Source organism: Lentzea alba, assembly GCF_047445655.1.
In the GTDB taxonomy this organism is placed as follows: Bacteria; Actinomycetota; Actinomycetes; order Mycobacteriales; family Pseudonocardiaceae; genus Lentzea; species Lentzea alba_A.
The window spans coordinates 11988-33255 of sequence record NZ_JAJAEG010000049.1 but is presented as its reverse complement, the minus strand read 5'-3'; the positions used below and the strand labels follow the sequence as shown (position 1 = coordinate 33255).

The following is a 21268-nucleotide window of genomic DNA, read 5'->3' as shown; positions in this document are numbered from 1 at the left end:
CTTACCAGGTGACGGGCATGGCCAGTGGACCGCGGAAGAACGTGTCCGTCTTCCACTCGACGTCGCCCGCGAGTCGCAGCCCGGGCAGCCGGGTCACAAGTCCCCGCAACGCTTCCTGCAGCTCGATCCGGCCGAGCGCGGAGCCGACGCAGTGGTGCAGGCCGTAACCGAACGCCATGTGCCCACGGGCATCACGGTTCACGTCGAGGGCGTCGGCGCCGGCGAACCGGGACGGGTCGCGGTTCGCGGAACCGATCGACACGAGCACAGGTTCGCCCTCACGCACGATCACATCACCGACCTGGATGTCTTCCAGGGCGTAGTGGGCGAACATCGCGCTGGACGCGAGCGGCACGAACCTCAGCAGCTCCTCGACGGCGTTGTCGACGTCGTTCTCGTCGAGTCGCACGTTCTTCTGCAGCAGGGTGAACACGAAGTTCGGGATCTGCGACGCGGTGGCTTCGTAGCCCGCGACGAGGATCGCGATGCACAGCAACACGAGCTGCTGGTCGGGCAGATCACCCTCGATGAACGCCGTGAGCAGGTCATCGGTCGGCTCGGCGCGGCGCCGCGCGATCAGCCCGCCGATGTAGGCCGCCAGCTCACCGAGGTTGCGCTGGGTCTCCTCGGCGGTCTGCGTGCTGGTCGACATCAGCGAGTCGTTCCACGCCCGGAACGTCTCCTGGTCCTCGGCGGGGACGCCGAGCAGCTCGCAGATCACCGCGATCGGGATCGGCAACGCGAAGTCCCGCACCAGATCGGCGCGCGGTCCTGCCGCGATCATGTCGTCGAGCAGCTGCGCGACCAGTGACCGCACGTGCGGCCGCAACTGTTCCACGCGCCGAGCGGTGAAACCACGCGCGGCGAGCTGACGGATCCTCGTCAGGTCCGGTGGATCCATCGTCACGATGCCGCCTGGGATGCGCGGGAACGCCCGTGGCGCGTCCCTGTCGAGTGCCGCGGCCCGGCTGAACCGCTTGTCCCCCAGGACAAGCCGGGCCTCGTCGTAGCGGGTGACGAGCCAGGCGGGTTCGCCGAACGGCAGCTCGACTCGGGTCAGTCCGGGGGTCTCACGCGCCTTCTCGTACTCCGGGGCGAGATCGAGCCCGGTGAAATCGTTGAACGGGTACCTCATAGCGCAAGCGCCTTCCGGTCGACCTTGCCGACAGCCGTGCGGGGAAAGGACTCCAGGACACGCACCTGATCGGGCAGCTTGAACGCGGCGACGCCCAGGCCGGTCAGGTAGGTGACCAGGTCCCGCCGAGTGGGCGGCTCACCACGCGCGATCACGCAGGCGCAGCTGCGTTCGCCGAGGAACTCGTCCGGCACACCGATGATCGCGACGTCGTGCACCTTCGGATGACCGAGCAGGAGGTTCTCGACCTCCTCGACCGGTATCTTGTCGCCGCCCCGGTTGATCACGTCCTTCTTCCGGCCCTCCACGACCAGGTTCCCGGACTCCAGCCGGACGAGGTCGCCGGTGCGGTAGAAACCGTCCTCCGTGAACGAGTCGAAGTCACCGCCGAAATACGTCCGGATCGTGTACGGGCCGCGGGTCTGCAATTCGCCGTCGACGACGCGAATCTCGTCGAGTGGCGAGAGCGGGCGTCCCTGGGTGGTGAAGACGACGTCGTCCGGGTCGTCGAGGTGGGTGTAGTTGAGCAGTCCCTCGGCCATGCCGTAGACCTGTTGCAGCTCACAACCCAGTTCCGGCCGGATCCGGCGGGCCGCTTCTTCCTTCAAGCGAGAGCCGCCCACCTGCAGCAGTCTCAAGCCGAGGTGCTCGGCCTGGTCCAGCCACACCAGCACGAGCGGTGGTACGAGCGCGGTCGCGTTGACCTTCTCCCGGTGGATCAACGGGAACGCGGTCTCGGGGTCGGCGCTCGTGCACAGCACCACCGTGCCGCCGGCCCAGAACGTGCCGAGCACGCCGGGACAGCCGAGGGCGAAGTTGTGCGCGACCGGCAACGCCGCCAGGTAGCGGGTGTTCTCGTCGAACCCGCACAGCTCGGCACTCGCGCGCAGGTTGTATTCGTAGTCGTTGTGGGTGCGTGGGATCAGCTTCGGCAGGCCGGTCGTGCCACCGGACAACAGCATCAGCGCGACGTCGGCGGGATCAGGTCCGTCACCTACCACCCGGTCCGCCTCGGGAAGGTCGGCGGATCCGAAGTACGCGACCGGCGAGGCGGCCTGCCGCAGGTGGGCGATCTCGGTGTCGCGGTGCTGTGGCAGCGCGTACACGGGCACCGCGCCGACCCGGAACAGTGCGAAGGACAACGCCACGATCTCGGCGATGTTGGGCAGATGGACGAGCACGCGGTCGCCACGCCCGATGCCTTGCCCGCGCAGACCTCCGGCGACCCGATCGGTCCACGTGTCGAGCTCGCGGTAGGTCCAGCGGCGGTCGCCGTCGACGAGCGCCGTGTGCTCCGGCCACTTCTCCGCGCTGTCCCGCAGGATCGACCCCAGCGTCCTGGCACGCCAGAGACCCAGGTCTCGGTACCGCTGCGCGAACTCTTCCGGCCAGGTCATCGTGCGCTCCTCAGCCGCAGTACCAGTGATTCGAGGCCGTGCATGGACGTGCTGCGCCGCCACCGCAGACCGTCCGAAGAGGACACGAGCTCGATCCCCTCGAAGCGGTCCAGCAACCTGCCGAACGCCACCTCGCCCTCCAGCCGGGCCAGCGGGGCGCCGACGCAGAAGTGGATACCGTGCCCGAACGCGAGATGCCCGCCCACCGGTCGCGTGACGTCGAGCCGGTCGGCGCCGGGGAACCGGGACGGGTCACGGTTCGCGGCCAGCCAGGAAACCACGACGAAGTGCCCCGCCGGGATCTCCACGTCACCCAGCCGCACGGCTTCGGTGGTGTAGCGCGGTGACGAGAGGTTGTTCGGCGTCTCGTAGCGCAGGAACTCCTCGACCGCGCCGGGCAGCAGGGTGCGGTCGTCGCGCAGCAGCTTGACCTGGTCGGGGTGTCGGGCCAGGGCGAGCAGACCGCTGCTGATCAGGTTGACGGTGGTCTCGAAGCCGCCCACCAGCAGCACGACCGCCGTCGCGACCAGTTCGCGCTGCGACAGCACGTCGCCGCCGTCGGACACGTGCACCAGCTCGGTGAGCAGATCGTCGGCCGGCTCGGCGCGTTTGGCCGCGATGAGCTCGTTCAGGTAGCCCGCCATCATCATCGTGGCCTGACCGGCTTCCGGAGAGGTGCCGCCGTCGACCATCGTCTTGGACCACGCGGTGAACTTGTCGCGGTCGTCGAACGGGACACCGAGCAGCTCGCAGATCACCTGGATCGGCAACGGATACGCGAGCGCGTTCAGCACCTCGACGGTGTCCGAGCCACTCATGGCGTCGAGCAGCTCGTCGGTGATCTGTTCGATCCGCGACCGCAGCGGCGCGACCGATCGCGACGTGAACGCCTTCGTCACGAGCTTGCGCAGTCTGGTGTGGTCCGGCGGGTCGAGGTTGAGCAGGTTCGCCGCGAGGTCGTCGGAGAACGGGGTTTCCTCGTCCTCGCCGAGCCCGAGGCTCATCCGGTGCAGCCGGTCGTAGACGCGGTGGCTGGAGAACCTCGGGTCGGTCATCACCGCCTTGGCCTCGTCGTAGCCGGTGACCAGCCAGGCGGGCAGTCCGTCGGGCAGTACGACGTGCCGCACCGGTGTGGTCGCACGCAGCTCGCCGGTAGCGGTGTGCGCGTCCTGGAAGAAGCTCTCATCGAGCAGGTGGGTCATCAGATCTCCGGTGTCAGCTCAGCCGCAGTTCGGGGCGGTACAGGTCGAACCAGTGGTAGAGGTCGAGCACACGCTCCAGTCCGGTGCGCGACTGACCGGTGATCGCAGCCGGCGCCTGGCCGAGCACGGCGGTGAGCCAGGTGCGGTCGACGATCCCGAACAACGGGTGGTCGAGTTCGGCCAGTACGTCCCGGCACTGCTCCTGCAACGCGGCCGCGTACTGTGAGTCCTGTGTGGACGGATAGGGGCTCTTCACCCGCTCGGTGACCGACCGGGGCAGCAGATCCGCGACCGCCAGTCGCAGCAGGCTCTTCTCGCGTCCGTCCGCGGTCTTCAGCGACCAGGGGACGTTGTGGACGTACTCGACGAGCCGGTGGTCGGCGAACGGAACCCGCACCTCGAGTCCCACCGCCATGGACATCCGGTCCTTGCGGTCGAGCATGGCCCGGCCGAGCCGCGTCAGGTGCAGGTGCGAGATCACCCGCATCCTGCGTTCGAACGGGCTGTCGGTGTCCACGCGCGGGATGTCCGCGAGCGCTGTCGCGTACTCGTCGGCCACATACGACTCGATGTCGAGCGCGGTGCGCAGCTCGGGACGCAGCAACGCGGTCCGGTCACCGGTGTAGGCGTTCTCGAAGGCGAGCCAGGGAAACGTGTGCGCGTCGCGGCTGGCCTCGTGGTGGCACCAGGCGTAGCCGCCGAACAGCTCGTCCGCGAACTCGCCGGACAACGCGACGGTGCATTCGGTGCGAATGGCCTGGAAGAGCAGGTACATCGACGAATCGATGTCGCCGAGCCCGATCGGCATGTCCCTGGCCGAGACGACCGCCCTGCGCACAGCCGGGTCTGCCAGCGTCCTCGGGTCCAGCACGATGTCCTGGTGCGCGGTCCCCACGTGTTCCGAGACCTCGCGGACGAACGGCGCGTCCGGAGTGCACCGAAGTTCGTCGGGGACGAAGTTCTCGGTCTGGCCGACGAAGTCCACCGCGAACGACCGGACCTTCTCTCCCCTGCCCGTCAGCTCCGCGGCTGCCAGCGCGGTGACCGCGCTGGAGTCCAGCCCACCGGACAACAGGGTGCCTTGCGGGACATCCGAGACGCTCTGCCCGGCGACGGCGTCGGCAAGCAGGGCGCGCACCCGCGCGACCGTCGTCTCCAGGTCGTCGACTTGTTCGGCGGCCCCCAAACGCCAGTACGTATGCTCACGTACGCCCGCGCGGTCCACAGTCAGGGCGGTCCCAGGGGGAACCTCCCGCACGTCCTTCCACAGCGACCACCCCGGCGCTTTCGTGAATCCGATCAGCTCACGCAGGCAGCCGGTGTCGACGACTCGGGGACACAACGGATTGGCGAGGATCGCCTTCGGCTCGGAGCCGAAGAGCAGACCGTCTCCAGTCAGGTGGTAGTAGAGGGGTTTGACCCCCAACCGGTCGCGGATGAGAGTCAGCCGGGCGACCCGCTCGTCCCACACGGCGAGCGCGAACATGCCGGAGAGCCGGGAGGCCACCGCCGCGCCCCACTCCAGGTAGCCGCGCAGCACGACCTCCGTGTCGCTCGCGGTGCGGAACCGGTGACCACGGCCGGTCAGCTCCGCTCGCAGCTCGCGGAAGTTGTAGATCTCGCCGGAGAACGTCAGCGCGACGGCTCCCTCGGACGTGACCTCCTCCATCGGCTGCACACCGCCTGCCGGGTCGATGACGGCGAGCCGGCGGTGCCCCAGCGCGGCGTGCGTGCGCACCCAGGTGCCGCTGTCATCGGGGCCGCGATCCAGCAGGGTTCGAGTCATCCGGTCGATGACATCTCGTTGTCTGGTCAGGTCGTCGTCGAAGGCGACCCAGCCGGTGATTCCACACAAAGTGGTACCTGCGTTCAGTAGAGGGGCTTGCGGGCCAGGAACACCCGGTGCCCGAACCTGGCGAGCGGGTGGTGTTCGGCAGGAAGGTCGAGCGCCAGATCGAGTCCCGCGTCACGCAGGACGTCCCGCCACTGGTCGTGGGTGAGGAACGTCGTTCCGGTCGCGGCGCGGGCGTCGGCCGGTTCGGCGAGCAGGAAAGCCTGGGAGATCAGGACCCAGTGCTCCTCGACGGTCGGCTCGGACAGCACGAGCCACCCTCCTGGGCACAACAGGTCGCGCAACCGCCGCACGGACGCGTCGGTGTCGACGGCCGCGTTCAGCACTCCCCCGCCGATCACGACGTCGAACTCCTCGTCGAGCTGACCATCGGAGTTGATGTCGTAGAGGGCATATCTCAAGCCGGGGAACCGTTCCCGGGCCTGGTCGAGGAAGAACTTCGAGACGTCGGTGAAGAGGTAGTCGGAACCTTCGAGCTCCGGCAGCACGCGTTCCGTGGTGGCACCTGTACCCGCGCCGACTTCCAGCACCCGCAACGGCCTTCCCAACGCGCCAACGAACGCACGGACCGCCCTGTGCTGGTAGCGGCCCATGATGTTCTCGCGGTACAGCCCGTCCGCGACGTCCATCCGGCCTTCGGGGAACATCAGGCTCACCGGGTCGCATGTGCCGTTCAGCAGCTCCGGCAGGCGTTCGGCGTTGCGGCGTGCGTACTCGACGGTCTCGGCTGAGCCGGACGCCTTGCGCCACGCGGATTCCGCCGCGTCCCAGGCGGCGTCGAGCTCCTTGGTCAGCGCGGCCTGCCACCGGTCAAGCAGTTTCGCGTGGCGTGGCGCATCGGGAAGACGCATCGCGTGCGCCATCGACAGCAACGCGGCCCTGCTGAGCAGTTCCACCGGCTCGGTGTCGATCTCCTCGTCGACCGCGGTCGCCTCGACCAGCGCGGTGACGTCGTCGATGTCGGCCACCCGCACGAGTTCGATGTGCTGCCACGTCTCCGGCAGGGGTTCGCCGTGGTAGCGGATGCGCTGCAACGCCGAGAGATCCGCCAGCATCGCCGACGGTTCGTTCATCAGGTTGCGCACCACGGACGACGGAAGGCTCACCTCCGACACACGGGAACGTTCCAGGTAGGTGATCAGCCTCATGACTTCTCCGCGCAGAACATCTGCTGTCCCGACGCGTCGGGTAGGGTCGCAACCAGGGTGAACCCGGCGGCGGTCAGTTCGGCCTGCCACTGCTCGGCGGTCAGGAAGATCCAGTCGCGTTCGGTCGGTGGTGGCAGGAGGAACTGCATCGACGTGAGCGTCACCAGGTTGTCCCTGACCGCCTCGGTGAAGATCAGCCGCCCGCCCGGCGAAAGCATGCGGTGGATCCCGGCGAGCGTCTTTCCGATGTGCCGGGCATTGTGCAGGACGTGGCCCGCCACCACGGCGTCCGCCGTGCCGTGTGGCTCGTCGATGTCGAGCAACGCCGTGCGCACGCCGAACCGCCGCGCCGCTTCGAGCGTGAACAGCCGCGAGATGTCGGTGAACAGGTAGTCCTCGCTGCCGACGGCCCGCAGCACGACGGAGGTCAGGCGTCCGGTGCCGCCACCGAGCTCGACCACCTTCGCGCCGACCGGCACCTGCGCGGCGACCGCGGCGTTGAGTCGCGCGGTGAAGACGTTGTCCTGGTAGGCGGAGAAGGCCGCCAGCACGTCACCGTCGTCGAACAGCAACTGCTGGACCGCGATCTCACCGCGCAGCAGTTGCGGGAGCCTCGCCAGCGCGGCCCGGTGAAACCGTGCCATCCGCGGCGGGAAACCCAGTTCCGCGTAAGCCAGCTCGAACTCCGGTCCTGGCGGCGTGAACGGCTCGCCCGGCTCGGCGACGGCCTGCCAGCGCTCAAGCAGCCAGGCGTACTGGGGCGCCACGCCGTCGAACGGCAGCAACGCTCCCATCGCCTGGCGGCAGGTGTCTTCCAACGTCTGCAACGCGGTCACAGCGCACCTTCCTCGACGCGGTCGAGCAACTGCTCCACAATGGATGGGTCGAGCACGTCGGACGCGTGGTGGCAGCCCGGCGGCACCTCTCCCCGGTCCACCGCCTCGACGGCGAGTGCGACGACCGTGCCGGTCAGCTCGCCGTTGCTCCTACCGCGTAGCACGACAGTGCGGCCCGTGGTCTCCACGGCCAGCACCACGTGCGGTTCACGTCCGGCGAGATCCAGCCTGCTGGCCCGGCACAACGCCGGCACGGCCTCGGCGCGTTCCATGCCGTGCAGGCGATCGAACGCGCGCAGCACGTGCTCCCCGGACACGGCGGTGTACCAGTCACCGCGGCGCAGCTTCAGCTGCTCGGCGATCCGGCAGGCCTCAGCGTCGAGATACGGCAGCAGCGTCACCTCGCCAGGGAAGAACGGCAGTGTCACCCCGCTACGCCGGGTCAACGCGCGTGGCACCGGACCGTCGCGCCACGCGGCGAGCGGGGAGTTGACGCCGTACAGGTAGTCCGCGGCGGCGGTCTCGGTGAACCGGTCGAGCACACCGAGGTACAGCGTCAGCTCGTCGGACCCCACCCAGCGCGGCAGGAGTCCGGTCAGTCCTGGCTGCAGGCCCGCGCCCACTACTGCCGTTCCGGCGAAGGGCGTGACGTCACCGGAGGCGTCGACGTAGTCCGCGCCCGCGCGTTCGGCTGCACGGAGCACCCGATCCCCGACGAGGTGGGCCGGTCCGGCACAGTTCACGACGATCCGGCACCCGGCTGCGAACCGGTCGAGCGACGCCTGGTCGTGGAAGTCCACACCGGACCGTCGACAGCCCAGCCGGAGGTCGTGCCCTTGCAACATCCGCACGGCGTGTGTGCCCACATCGCCGTAGGCACCCAAGATTCCGATCACGAGACCAGCCGCCAGCCCTGGCTGCGCTGCCGCTCGACCCAGAAGTTCGTGTACCGGCCGCCGGAGGACAGCAGTTCCTCATGGGTTCCGGTCTCGGCGATGCGCCCGCTGTCCAGCACCAGGATCTGGTCCGCCGCCACGACCGTGGGCAGCTTGTGCGCGATCACCAGCAACGTCGCGCGGTCCATCAGGCTGTGCAGCGCATGCTGCACATACCTTTCGTTCTCCGGGTCGAGCGCCGCGGTCGCCTCGTCCAGCAGCACGATCGGCGCGTCCTTGAGCACCGCCCTGGCGACCGACACGCGCTGACGTTCACCACCGGACAGCGACGCGCCGCCCTCACCGACCCTGGTCTGCCAGCCCTCCGGCAGCCGCGCCACGATCTCGTCGACGCCGGCGATCCGCGCGGCCTCTCGCACCTCGTCCTCGGTCGCGCCGGGGCGGCCGAGGAGGATGTTGGCTTCCAGGGTGTCGTCGAACAGATAGACGTCCTGCATGACGATCGACAGCTGCGCCATCAGGTCCTCAGTGGACATCTCTCGCACGTCCACGCCGCCGATCCGCACGGATCCCGCGCCGACGTCGAAGAACCGCATGATCAGCCGGGTGATGGTGGTCTTGCCCGACCCGGACGGACCCACGATCGCCGTCATCGTCCGGGGCGGCACCCGGAACGAGACGTTCTCCAGCACCGGCTGCTCGGCATACCCGAAGGTGACGTCCTCGAACACCAGTTCCGATGAGGACGGTGTGCGTGAGGATTCCGGTTCCACCAACGGTTTCTCGTCGAAGATCACGGCGAGCCGGTGCAGGTCGTTGGCGGCCATGCGGAGCATGCCGCTGTGCCCGGCGAGCTCGGCGAGCGGTCCGGTGAAGCGAGCGATCAACGCCAGCAACGCGATGAGCACCGCGGGTTCCGGCCGCAACGTCAGGCCGAAGACCAGGAGCGCCACGAACGCCAGCTGCACCGCGAGCCCACCCGCGAGCAGACGTGGCGCGGACTGCCACAGCATCCGTCCCCAGGCGGACCGCTGGCTCTCGATGGCCTCTTCCAGCGGCGGGTAGCCGTCGGTGGTGCGGCCGAACGCGCGGAGCACCTGCTGGTTGCGCGCGAACTCCACGACGCGGCTGCTGGCCAGCGCCCCGGCGGCATCCGTGCGTTGTTCGCCGCGGCCGACCGCGTTCGCGGCCCAGCGATGGACGAGGTACAGCAGCGGCCCGCACGCCACCACCGCGACGCCGAGGCGCCAGTCGAAGAACAGCACGGCGAGAGCGACCGTCGCGGGCGTGACGATCCCGGTGACCACGGGCGTCAGCATGTGCGCGGTGACGTTGGTGACCATCATCGTGCCGCCGGTCGCGCTGCGGGACAGGCGCCCGATCTTCTCGGTGGAGAACCAGCCCAGCGGCAGGCTCGCCACGTGGTCACCGAGCCGGGTGTGCAGGCTGGTCAACGTGACCAGCGCCAGCGCGAACCCCTTCATCGTCTGCGCATAGCGCGCCACGCAGGTGAACAGCACGACCGCCGCGGTCGCCACGAGCCAGCCGACCGGCAACTCGCCGCGCATCAACGCGGTCAGCACCGGCACCAGGAACGCGGTCGCGATCCCTTGCAGGACGGCGAAAGCGACCAGCCATGCCAGGTACACCTCGACCGAACGCCGGTGCTCCGGTCCCATGATCTTCATCAGGTCCCTGATCACGGTACGACCACCTCGCTGTGTGCTTCCCACATGCGGGCGTAGCGGCCGCCCGCGGCCAGCAGTTCTTCCTGCGTGCCGCGCTCGACCACGGCACCTTCGTCGAGCACGACGATCTGGTCGACGCCCGCGATCGTCGCGAGCCGGTGCGCGATCACCAGCACCGTTCGCCCACGTGCCAGCACCGACAGCGCGTCCTGGATCTGCGCCTCGGACTCGGGATCGGCGTACGCGGTCGCCTCGTCGAGCACGAGGATCGGCGTGTCGGCGAGCAGGGCGCGGGCGATGGACACCCGTTGCGCCTCACCGCCGGAGAACGCCGCGTCGACGGTGTCGTACCCCTGTGGCAGAGCCATGATCCGATCGTGGATGCGCGCGGCCTTCGCCGCCTCACTCACTTCCTCGTCAGTGGCTTGCGGCCTGCCGAGCCGGATGTTGTCGCTGACGGTGCCATGCAGGAGCTGCACCTCCTGCAGCACGAAGCCGACCTTGCGGTACAACACGTCCGGCGCGATGTTCCGCACGTCCACGCCGCCGATCCGCACCGCGCCTGCCGTGACGTCGTAGAAGCGCGGAACCAGCTTCGCCAGCGTCGACTTGCCCGCGCCGGAGCTGCCGACCAGCGCGGTGACCGTGCCGGGAGCGCACATCAAGCTGACGCCTGAGAGCACCTTCGTGGTGCCGTCGTAGCTGAACGACACGTCATCGAACTCGACCTGGTGTCCCTGCGGCTCTTCGGGGCGTTCGGGTACCGGCAACGTCGGGGTGTCCAGGAGCTGCACGATCCGCTCGGCGGCCGCCACCGCCTTGCGTTGCGCGGTCATGCCCTGGTTCAGCGTCAGCAGCGTGGTCGGGACGACGATCGCGACCAGCACCTCGGCCAGCACGTCGATCGGGCTCACCCAGCCGTTGCCGACGAACCAGGTGCCGCCGGCGAGGCTGACCAGCGCGACCACCGGCGCGGACAACGCCATCGAGGTGAGTGCCTCCAGCCGCAGGATCGGTTGCACCCAGCCCGCGTACCGCTCGCCGTACTCGCCGACCGCCCGTTGGTAACTGCGGTGCGCCTTTCCCGCCTGTCCGAAGACCTTCACCACGGTGATGCCGTGCACGAACTCGACGATCGCCGTGCTCACCCTGGAGAATCCGTTGTCGAGCTGCCGCATCTTGTCCGCGAACCCGCGCATCATGAACCCGTAGGCCACCACGTAGACCGGCAGTGTGACGATCGCGAGCAGCGCGAGCCGCCAGTCCAGCCAGCACAGGTAACCGATGCCCGCCACCGGGAGCACGATCGCGCCGGTCATCTCGACGTCGTGGTGCGCCAGCAGGTGGTGCAGCTCGTCGATGTCGTCCTGCGCCGCCTTGCGCACCGCACCGGAGTTGGTGTCGGAGTACCAGCCAAGCGGCACTTTGCCCAGCCGTTCGACGATCCGGCGCCGCAGGACGGCCTGCAGCTTCGCGTCGGCGACGTGGGTGAGCGTCAACGCGCCGCCGTTGCACAGGAAGCCGACCACGAGAGCCACCGCGATGACGACCGCGACCTGGGTGGTGTCGCCGCCGTTCAGCAGCGCCCGGCCCAGCTCGGCGATCCCGATGAACGGCACGAGCGTGGTCACGGCTCCGACCGCCCCCAGCGCGATACCGGCGCGGGTCCACCACACGACAGGCCGACGAAGTTCCTGCAGGGCGTTCATTTGCGCACTCCCCTGGCCAGGTGCTCGGCCACCACGTCGAGATGTGGCGGCTCGATCACGCTGAAGTGGTTGCCCGGCACGTCGACGACGGTGAGCTCGCCGACGCAGGTCCGTTCCCAGAACGGTGCGATCAGGTGGTTCACCCCCGCGGAGATGCCGAACGACTGCTGCTCGTTCGCGCGCAGGAACGTCATGTCCCCGGCGTACGGCTCGGGGTCGAACCGCGCGGCGCGCATGCTGTGCCGGCACACCCGGAACAACGCGGGCACCAGCTCCGGATCGACGGGCAGCCCCGCCTGCGCCGCGGCCGCCGCCGCGTAGGACGCCAGCCGTTCGGGCTGGGACCGCTCGTGCTGCCTGCGCACCGCGGCCGCCACCGGTTCCAGGTCACCGGTGAGTTCAGCCATCGCGCCGGCGGGGACCTTGCCGTCGTGCTCGGTCATCAGCTGGTCGATGGCGCGATAGACGAGGGCGGCGTCCACATCGGACCCGAACACCGCCGCGACCGGGTCGAGGTTGAGGTTCGGTGCGAAGATCGCCTCGAACGCCAGTTCCTCGTCGGTCTCGATGAACATCGGGATGCTGTCGACCAGGGTCAGGTCCTCGACGGCGTACCCGCGTTCCAGTAGGCGTCGCGCGACCTCCGTGGCGAGCAGGCCGCCGAGGCAGTAGCCGATCAGCTGGAACCTGGTGTGGCCCTCGGAGATAAGCCGGTCGGCGTAGTCGTCGGCGACCCGGCTGATCAGCTGCTTCGGCTCAATCGCCAGGTAGGCCTCCACATCGGCGACCGCGAGCCCGACCACCGGGCCGAGGTTCTGCGCGGCCAGTGCGTTCCCGATGGACTGGAAGTAGTCCAGCGTGCCGAGCGCGGCGTGGAACAGCACGCGTACCGGCCCGTCGCCGCCACCGCCGAACGGCACTAGCAGTGAGTTTCCACGTTGCGCGGCAACAGGTTCCGCGACCGGTCGCGACTGGAGTGTCCGTGCGAGCGCCACCACTGTCGGCTCGTTCAGCATCTGCCGCAGCAACGTGTCGTAGGCGAACTCGGCGGCCTCGGGCACGTCCTCTCGCAGTCGTCCGGCCACCCGTGCCAGGATCAGCGAGTCCGCGCCGCGGTCGTAGAAGTTGTCATCCCGGCCGATTCTCGCAAGTCCGAGTGCGTCGGCCCACAACGCGCACAGCCTGCCTTCCAGCTCGTCCGGCGCGGTGTCACCGTCCTCGTCGGCGGTCGCCGAGACCTGCCAGCCGGCCAGCGTGCGGCGGTCGACCTTGCCGTTGCCGGTGAGCGGAAGCTCGTCGACCAGCTGCACCTGCGCGGGGACCATGTGCGTGGGCAGGCGTTGCGCCAGGAACGCCGTCAGCTCGTTCGTGGTGACGCGACGCCGGTTGGTCTTGAACCGCGCGGCGAACACGTGCATGTGCTGTTCATCGTTCTGGGACAGGCACAGCACGGTCTCCCCGCCCGCCTCGGCGACCACCTCACGCCACCGCTCGGGGGACAGGAACGACCGCGGCTGCATCATGAAACCCTGGGTCAGCAGGATGTGCGGCAGGTCGGCGGTCGGTTCGGTGAACACCAGCCAGCCACCCGGCGCGAGGAGCTCCGCCGCGGCTGTCACCGCGGCGTGCGGATCCTGGGTGCTGTTCAACACGCCCGCGCACAGTACGACGTCGAACGAGTTCGGTGCCAGGCCCTGCTTGCGATAGTCCTGGTCGATGTCGAACACGCCGAACCTGGGGCCGGAGAACCGTTCCCGCGCCTCGGGCAGGAAGAACGGCGTGACGTCGGTGTAGAGGTAGTCGACGTCGAACCCGGCCAGCATCGGCAGCACGTCCTCGGTGGTGGCCCCGGTGCCGGCGCCCACCTCCAGCACCCGCAGCACACCGTCGTGCTTGGCCGCGATCCGGTTCATCAGTGCGGCGACAGCCTGGTTGAGGTAGCGCGAGTCGCGGTAGACCGCACGGGCGACGTCCGTGCGGCCCTCGGGGAACAGCAGCTCGAACGGGTTCTGCTCGCCGTTGAGCAGTTCCTTGATCCGCACCACGTGATCCTGGTGGTACCGAACGAATTCCGGCGCCATGGAAACCTGGTCCCACTCCACGCTCCGGCCGGACCATCCCGCCACCAGCTCTCGCCAGCGGCGCACCAGCCACTGGTGCTTCTCGTGCACCACACCGAGGTCGGCCAGCGCACGCGAGATCGACGTGAGCGCCGCGTCGTGCAGATCCCGCACGTCAGCGGCGGGTTCACGGTCCGCGAACCGGTGTACCGCGCTGAAGTCCGGCTCTGGGTGGAGCCCACCCCGTGCCGTCTCGGCGAATCCGAGGAGCGCGTCCCCGGCCACGACGACGGCCGCCGCCCCCACGCTCTCGTGGCCGAGCAGGCTCGCCTCGACCTCACCGAGCTCGATCCGGTGCCCCCGGATCTTGACCTGGTTGTCCTCACGGCCCAGGAACTCGATCTCCCCGCCCGGCAGGTACCGGCCCAGGTCACCGGTGCGATAGAGCCGTTGCCCGTCCACGGTGACGAACTTCGCGGCCGTCAGCTCGTCGTCACCGAAGTAGCCGGTGGCCAGTCCGGCGCCGCTGATGAAGAGCTCGCCCGGTGTCCACACCGGACTGTCGCGGCCCTCCTCATCGAGCACCCGGAAGCCCTGGTTCGCCAGCGGAACCCCGTACGGGATGCTCACCCAGTCCGGGTCCACCACGTCGATCTGGTGGTAGTTCGACCAGATCGACGCCTCCGTCGCGCCTCCGAGGCTCACGATCCGCGGCGCGAACGCCTTCGCCTGCGCGGGCAGCGTGATCGGGATCCAGTCACCGGACAGCATCGCGAGCCGCAGCGGCTGGAGCTCGGTCTTCAGGTAGTTCGCGACCATCTGCAGCTGGGCGGGCACCGAGTTCCACACCGTCACGCCGTGCTCGGCGATCAGCCCGGCCCAGTGCGACGGGTCGCCCGGCCTGGCCGGATCCGGCAGCACCAGCGTGGCGCCGACCGAGAGCGTGCCGAAGATGTCGTACACCGACAGATCGAAACCCAGTTGTGCCAGGCCGAGCACGCGGTCCGCCGAGGTGACCCCGAACCGCCGGTTGACGTCCTCGATCGTGTTCAGCGCGGCCCGGTGCGTGATCATCACGCCCTTGGGATCACCGGTGGACCCGGACGTGTAGATCACGTACGCCAGCCCGTCCGGATCACCCTTGTCCGGTTCGGGAATCGTGCCGACCGGCGTCAGACCGGCCAGCCACTCCGCGGTGATCACGTGGCGCACGCCGGAGAGGATCTTCTCCTGGCGGAGCGCGGGTTGCGTGGTGTCGACCGGCAGGTAGACACCACCCGCCAGGAGCACGCCGAGCACGGCGACCACCTGGTCCGGGCCCTTGTCCAGCACGATGCCGACCCGCTCGCCTCGTTCGCAGTCGAGCGCCGCGGCGACCGCACCGGCCCGGCAGGCCAGCTCGCGGTAGGTGAGCGCACCGGCGATCGCCATGGCGTCCGGTGTCCGTGCCGCCTGGGCGAAGACCTCCTGGTGCAGCAAGGAGTCCGGCAACGGAGCCGCGGTGTCGTTCACGCGGGCCCGTTCCTCGACCTGCCAGCGCGGCAACGGAACGGGATCAGTGCTCTGCCATGTCTCGTCGCTCTCCGCGAGCCTGCCGAGCAACGAGGTCAGTGCGGCGAACATGTCCTCGACCAGGCCGTCCGGGAAAATGCCCTGCCGCACGTCCCAGTTGACCTGGAGACCGGTCTGGTCGTCGGTCACCTGGCAGTCCAGGAAGACCTGGGGTGTCTGGGTGATGCCCGCGCCCGCCTGCCGGCCGCCGAGCCCGATGCCGCTGGTGAACACGATCGGCATGAGCGCCGCCTCGCGGCCCTTGCGGCGCGCGATCTCGCGGACCACCTCGACGCCGGAGAACAGCCGGTGATCCAGATCGGCGAACATCTGCGCGCCCAGCCGTTGCGCCTGTTCCGCGAATGCGCCGCCGGCCTCCACCGCCAGCAGGCTCACCGAGGTGAAGTCGCCGACCAGCCGGTCGACATCGGGATGCACGGGCTGCCGGTTGAGCAGCGTCAGGTTCAGTCCGAACCGCTGACGGCGCGACCACCGCTGCAACACTGCGGTGTAGGCGGCCAGCACAGCGGTCGACGCCGTGACGCCGTGTGCACCGGCGCGGGTCTTCAGGCTCTCCCACTGCTCGACAGCGAGGCTGGTGTGCAGGCGTTCGAACGTCGCGGGGACGTCCTTCTCCCGCCGGGGCAGGTCGGGAGCGGCGGGCAGATCGTCGATCCTGGCATGCCAGTAGTCGCGGTCACGCTGGTAGCGGCTGGTTTCCCGGATCCGGCGTTCGCCGAGCACGTAGTCGCGGAAGGTGATGCCCAGCGGCGGCAAGTCGGCGGCTTGGTCGGCGAGCAGTACGTCCAGCTCGTTCAGCAGCACACCGGCGCTGGCCCAGTCGGCGATCAGCGAGTCCATGGAGATGTGCAGCGTGCCTGTGCTGACCCGCAGCTCGAACAACGGCCAGGCGGCCGTGTCGTACATCCGCTGCCCCATCTCCACCCGCGCTGTCTCCGGGTCGGTCTCGGTGACCCGGAACCGCGGCACATCGGGCAGCACGCGTTGGAAGCCGTCGGCGTCGATGACCGCGCGGAGCATGTCGTGCCGGGCGATCAGGGTGTTCCAGGCGTCCTCGACACGTGCGGCATCGACGCCCGGCAGGTCGACCTCGAGGTAGCCGTGGCAGGCGACGCCGCCGTAGCCGAAGGAGTCCTGCCTCCCGAGGAAGTACGCGGTTTGCACGTCGGTCAGCGGGAACGGCTCGTACCGCGCGTCCGGGTCCGCCGTCACGGTCGCGAGCAGAACGACGATCTCCGCCTTGTGCTCGCGCAGCACCGCCTTCCGGTCCTCGGTCAGCACACCGCGCGGCGCGCGGAAGCGGAGTTGGCCCGTCTCCTCCCAGAGCTCGACCCCCAGATCGCGGAGTTCCGCGACGATCTCCTGTGCGCTCACGCCAGCTCCACCGTTCTGTCCGAAGTGGACGCAACTCGTGCGTCATGGGTGATGAGTACGACGCCAAGTCCCCGTTCGGCGCGCAGGCCGGCCAGCAGGCGCAGGATCTCGTCCTGTGTCCGGACGTCCAGCGCGGACGTGGCTTCGTCGCAGATGAGCACATTCGGCTCGGTCGCGAGTGCGCGCGCGAGCGCCACCCGCTGCCGCTGACCGCCGGACAGCTCACCCGGTCGTCGCGCCGCGAACTCGGCGGGCAGCCGCACCGCGTCGAGCAGGCTCGCGATCTCGTTGTCCGGCCTGGTGATCCCCCGCAACAGCCGCAACGGCCGGGCCAGGGCCGTGCGCACGTCCTGCATCGGGTGCAATGCCTCTGCCGGGTTCTGCGCGACGAGTCCGATCGCCGCACGCTCGGCCCTGCTGCGCTTGCGCACGTCCGGGGCGATCGGTTTCCCGTGCAGCCACACGGTTCCGCTGATCGGCCGGTGTAGCCCGGCGACGCAGCGTGCGAGCGTGCTCTTGCCGATGCCGGACGCACCCACCAGGGCAGCGCTCTCCCCCGCGCGTACATCCAGGTTCACACCGGACTGCACCGCACGCCCGCCAAAGCCTGCGGTCAGATCGTGTGCACTCAGCACGATGTCGCCGATCTTCGACTGCCGATAGACCTCTTGTGCTGCCACAGGTTCGTCGCCCAGCACCACGATCCGGTCCGCCAGCGGCCGCACGGCATCTACGTCGTGCGTAACCCACAGCAGTGCGACGCCCTGCTCACGCAAGCGCATGAGCTCGGCCTGCACCTCCGCCTTCGCCCGCGGGTCGAGTGCCGTCGTGGGTTCGTCGAGCACCAGCAACCGCGGCGAACGGGCCATCGCGATGGCGAGCGCCGCGCGTTGTTGCTGACCGCCGGACAGCTGGTGGGGGTAACGCTCACCGATCTTCGCGTTGGGGTTGAGGGTGACGCCCGGATCCTGCCCCAGGTATCCCACGAGGTCACCGCGAACACCACGCGGTGGTGCCGGCAGCATCGGGTGGTCCAGCACGGTCACCTGGCCGCCGAGGTGCCGGATCCCCGGCCGCAGGTGCCCCAGCACCGAGAGCGCCAGCGTCGTCTTGCCCGAACCCGACTCGCCGACGATGGCGACGGCCTCGCCCTCGGCGATGGTCAGGTCGACGCCGTCCAGGATCGGCCGATCGCCCGCCGCCAACCGCAGTCCGTCGATCTTCACGAACATGCGGCCCTCCGATCGGTCCAGAGATTGGCCGTCACAGCCAGCAGGGCGATCCCGAGCACCGGTGCCAGCAAAGCGATGGGCTGCAACGCCGCACCCGGCAACGCCTCCACCACCAGCAGACCCCAGTCCGAGTCGGACGTGCTCAGCCCCAGGAACCCTGCCGCCGCAACGAGATACACGGCCATCACGAACCGGACGCCGAGGTCTGCCAGCAACGTGCCACGCACCAGCGGCAGCACCTCGCGGCCCACCAGCCAGCCCCAGCCCTCGCCGCGGGCGACCGCGGCCTCGATGTGTGCCCGGCCCATCACCTGTTCCGCGGCGGCACGAGCCACGCGAGCGGCCAGTGGCACGCTGGCCAGCGCGACGGCGAGCACGACGCCTACCCTGTTCGGCAACGCCGTGAGCACGAGCAGCAGCAACAGAATCGGCGGCACCGCAGCGAGCGCGTCCAGTGGCCGCATGACCACGGTCTCTACCCAGTGCCTGCCGAACGCCACGCTGAGCCCGGCGAGCGCACCCAACCCGGACCCGGCCAGCGCCGCGAGCAGGCTCGTCAGCACCATCGGACGACCGCCGTGCAACAGGCGCGAGACGACGTCACGGCCGAGGTAGTCGGTGCCCAGCAACCCACCTGTTCCCGGCGGGGAGTACGGCGGAGCGACCGGCTCGGTCGGTGAGTGCTGCGCCAGTTCCGGCGCGATGAGCACCAAGAGCAGCAACACCCCGGCCCAGATCAGCTTCATCGGGCATCTCCTGTGCGCAGACGCGGGGTCAGCCAGATGACAGCCTGGTCGGCGAGGACAAGGGCGAGCAGCATCGCCGCGCCCAGGATCAGCACAAGCGCCTGCACCACCGGCAGATCGCCGATCTGCACCGACGAGACCAGCAGCTCACCGATCCCCGGATAGCCGAACACCTTCTCCACGAGCACGGCGCCACCGAGGAACGACACCCCGGTGACGAGCCACACCTGCACCGCGACCGGCAACACCGCGGGCAGCACCGCCTGCCGCACCACCTCACGCGTCGAGGAACCGTTGAGCCGCATGAACTCCACGTGCGGCGACGCGAGCACCGACACCGCCGACGCCCTGATCACCCGCACCGCGTAGGCGAGCCCGACCAGCAACAGGCTGAGCACCGGCAGCACCAGCACCTCTGGATGTCCCAACGGGCTCTCGCCAATCGGGACCAGCGACACCGCCGGCAACGCGCGCAGAGTCACCGAGAACAACAGCACCAGCGCACCGGCCACCACGAACTCCGGCACCGAGACGAGCACCAACGCACCGGCCGAGACCACACGATCCGTCGCACCTTTGCGCCAGGCGGCCCACGCCGCCAGCGCGAGCGACAGCGGCGCCAGGAGGATCATCGCGATTCCGGCCAGCAGAGCGGAGTTCGCCACTCGATCGGACAGCATCTCGGTGACCGGCCGCCCGGACGTCGACATTCCGAGATCACCCCGCACCACACCGGCCAGCCATTCGCCGTACCGCACCAGCACCGGACGATCGAGCCCGAGATGTGCGCGTAGTTCGGCGATCCGCTGGGGTGAGGCGGTCGGGCCGAGCCTGCTGGTCACCGGGTCACCCGGCAGCAGGTCGACACCGACGTGGACCACCAGCGACAGCAACGCCAGCAGCCCGAGGGCACGCACCAGCCTCATGCGAGTCCGGCCCTGCCCAGGTACGGGTACTTCGCCTGGTCCCGCACCTCGATGCCCGCGACGGTCGGGCGCGCCAGGCTGAGCACGTCCGCCTGCCCCCACACGATGGTGTTACCGCGGTCGAACATCGCGTCCTGCACGGTCGTCCACGCCTTGCCGCGTTCGTTCTCGTCGGTGCTCGCGATCGCGGTGGACAGCGCGGCACGCACCGAGCCGTCCGGCAACGCCAGCGGCGGCAGGGCGCTCAGCCGGCCGTACATCACGGCCAGTGGGATCGCGCCGCCGGAGAAGGCGACACCGTTGGCCGCCGAGACGGCGTTCATCTCGAAGAACTCGGCCGGACCCACGATCTGCGGCTTCACCACGAGGCCGATCTCCTTCAGCTGCTCGGCGAGCAGCTGGGTCGAGGCGTTGTAGCCGATCTCCCACTCGGCCGAGCGGATCGTGATCTCCGCACCCTCGGCACCCGCCTCGCGCAACAGCTTCCGCGCCTGGTCGAGATCACGCTTCAGCGGCTCGCGGCCGCTGAAGTATTTGGCGCCGGCACACAACAGGTCGTTACCGGGTGCGCCGAAGCCGAGCAGCACGGAGTTCACTAGCGCCTGCCGGTCGATCGCGAGCCGCACGGCCCTACGCACCCGCGGATCGTCGAACGGCTTGCGCGTGCAGTTGAGCACGAACCCGAACGCGGTTCGCGCCGACTCGCCCGCCGTGCGTACCTCGAAGCCGGGTACGCCGGTTTTCGCCGCGGTGAAAGGAATGTCGCCCGCGTAGTCGGCCTGTCCGGTGGAGACGGCGTTCACCTTGGCCTGCGGGTCGGTCAGGCTCAGCAGCACCAGCTCGTCGGCCGGGGCCTTGCCACCCCAGTGGTCGTCGAACCGCGCGAGCCGTGCCTCGCGGCCGGCCTCGAACGCGGTCACCTTGTACGCGCCGGTGCCGATCCCCTTGTCCTTGCGCATCTTCGCCGGAAACGCGGCGAGGAACAGCGCCGGATCCCCGACGGCCTGCAGCGTCGGCACAACCACCGTCAGCGGATCGCGGACCTCGATCTTCGCCACGTCCAGGAACGCGGCCAGCTGGCTCGGGTACGCCCGATCGGGCGCGCACATGTAGCGCAGGCTCGCCGACACGTCCTGCGCGGTGAACGCCGAGCCGTCGTGCCACTTCACGTCCGAGCGCAGCGTGAGCGTGAACGATTTCGCCTCGGCCTTCGCCGTCGTGGCCAGCGCGGGCAGGACTTCACCGTTGCGCAACGTGAACAGCGAGTCGTAGATGACGTCGTTGCGGACGAAGTCGATCGGTGAGCCGCCGCCGAACGGGTCGAGGCTCTCCGCGGTGCCACCTCCGGTGAAGACGGCCCGCAACGTGCCGCCCTGCTTGGGCGTCGCGGCCCCGGCGTTCTGCACCGGGGTGGAGCCACCGCCCGTGCCACAGGCGGTCAGGAGAGCACCGGCCCCCGCCAGGCGGAGCAGATCGCGGCGGTTGATCATCGCTG

General features: G+C 69.3%; 14 protein-coding genes. All 14 read right to left on the bottom strand.

Features of this window, described 5'->3' with window-relative positions:
• Position 1 precedes the first annotated feature (1 nt).
• From LFM09_RS46340 to LFM09_RS46275, 14 genes are read right to left on the bottom strand one after another with little or no spacing between them, the layout of a single operon-like run.
• A complete protein-coding gene (locus LFM09_RS46340) occupies positions 2-1135 on the bottom strand; it encodes a cytochrome P450 (RefSeq protein ID WP_414103035.1) in 1134 nt (377 codons plus the stop codon).
• Positions 1132-2532: a (2,3-dihydroxybenzoyl)adenylate synthase gene (locus LFM09_RS46335; protein ID WP_414103034.1), complete on the bottom strand. Its 1401-nt coding sequence runs from the start codon at positions 2530-2532 to the stop codon at positions 1132-1134. The genes LFM09_RS46340 and LFM09_RS46335 overlap by 4 nt, the downstream gene beginning before the upstream one ends.
• Complete coding sequence (locus LFM09_RS46330; RefSeq protein WP_414103033.1) at positions 2529-3734, bottom strand: cytochrome P450 family protein; 1206 nt, start codon at positions 3732-3734, stop codon at positions 2529-2531. Before LFM09_RS46330 ends, LFM09_RS46335 begins: the two co-directional genes overlap by 4 nt.
• Positions 3735-3747: 13 nt before the next feature.
• Positions 3748-5589 (bottom strand): asparagine synthase (glutamine-hydrolyzing), encoded by a 1842-nt coding sequence (gene asnB / locus LFM09_RS46325; RefSeq protein ID WP_414103032.1) that lies wholly within the window; start codon positions 5587-5589, stop codon positions 3748-3750.
• A gap of 14 nt (positions 5590-5603) precedes the next feature.
• Entirely contained in the window at positions 5604-6734 is a 1131-nt protein-coding gene (locus tag LFM09_RS46320) for a methyltransferase (protein WP_414103031.1), read from the bottom strand.
• Positions 6731-7570 carry a class I SAM-dependent methyltransferase gene (locus LFM09_RS46315; RefSeq protein WP_414103030.1) on the bottom strand — a complete coding sequence of 280 codons (840 nt, stop codon included), beginning with the start codon at positions 7568-7570 and terminating at the stop codon, positions 6731-6733. Before LFM09_RS46315 ends, LFM09_RS46320 begins: the two co-directional genes overlap by 4 nt.
• Positions 7567-8466 carry a hypothetical protein gene (locus LFM09_RS46310; RefSeq protein WP_414103029.1) on the bottom strand — a complete coding sequence of 300 codons (900 nt, stop codon included), beginning with the start codon at positions 8464-8466 and terminating at the stop codon, positions 7567-7569. The genes LFM09_RS46315 and LFM09_RS46310 overlap by 4 nt, the downstream gene beginning before the upstream one ends.
• On the bottom strand, positions 8463-10169 hold the full coding sequence (locus tag LFM09_RS46305) for an ABC transporter ATP-binding protein (RefSeq protein WP_414103028.1): 1707 nt from the start codon (positions 10167-10169) through the stop codon (positions 8463-8465). Before LFM09_RS46305 ends, LFM09_RS46310 begins: the two co-directional genes overlap by 4 nt.
• Positions 10166-11863 carry an ABC transporter ATP-binding protein gene (locus tag LFM09_RS46300; RefSeq protein ID WP_414103027.1) on the bottom strand — a complete coding sequence of 566 codons (1698 nt, stop codon included), beginning with the start codon at positions 11861-11863 and terminating at the stop codon, positions 10166-10168. The genes LFM09_RS46305 and LFM09_RS46300 overlap by 4 nt, the downstream gene beginning before the upstream one ends.
• Positions 11860-16869, bottom strand: a complete 5010-nt coding sequence (locus LFM09_RS46295; protein ID WP_414103026.1) for an amino acid adenylation domain-containing protein — start codon at positions 16867-16869, stop codon at positions 11860-11862. Before LFM09_RS46295 ends, LFM09_RS46300 begins: the two co-directional genes overlap by 4 nt.
• Positions 16866-18101 (bottom strand): ABC transporter ATP-binding protein, encoded by a 1236-nt coding sequence (locus tag LFM09_RS46290; RefSeq protein WP_414103025.1) that lies wholly within the window; start codon positions 18099-18101, stop codon positions 16866-16868. The genes LFM09_RS46295 and LFM09_RS46290 overlap by 4 nt, the downstream gene beginning before the upstream one ends.
• Entirely contained in the window at positions 18092-18847 is a 756-nt protein-coding gene (locus LFM09_RS46285) for an ABC transporter permease (RefSeq protein ID WP_414103023.1), read from the bottom strand. Before LFM09_RS46285 ends, LFM09_RS46290 begins: the two co-directional genes overlap by 10 nt.
• Positions 18844-19773 (bottom strand): ABC transporter permease, encoded by a 930-nt coding sequence (locus tag LFM09_RS46280; protein ID WP_414103022.1) that lies wholly within the window; start codon positions 19771-19773, stop codon positions 18844-18846. Before LFM09_RS46280 ends, LFM09_RS46285 begins: the two co-directional genes overlap by 4 nt.
• Positions 19770-21263, bottom strand: coding sequence for an ABC transporter substrate-binding protein (locus LFM09_RS46275; protein WP_414103021.1), 1494 nt, complete (start codon positions 21261-21263; stop codon positions 19770-19772). Before LFM09_RS46275 ends, LFM09_RS46280 begins: the two co-directional genes overlap by 4 nt.
• Positions 21264-21268 lie beyond the last annotated feature (5 nt).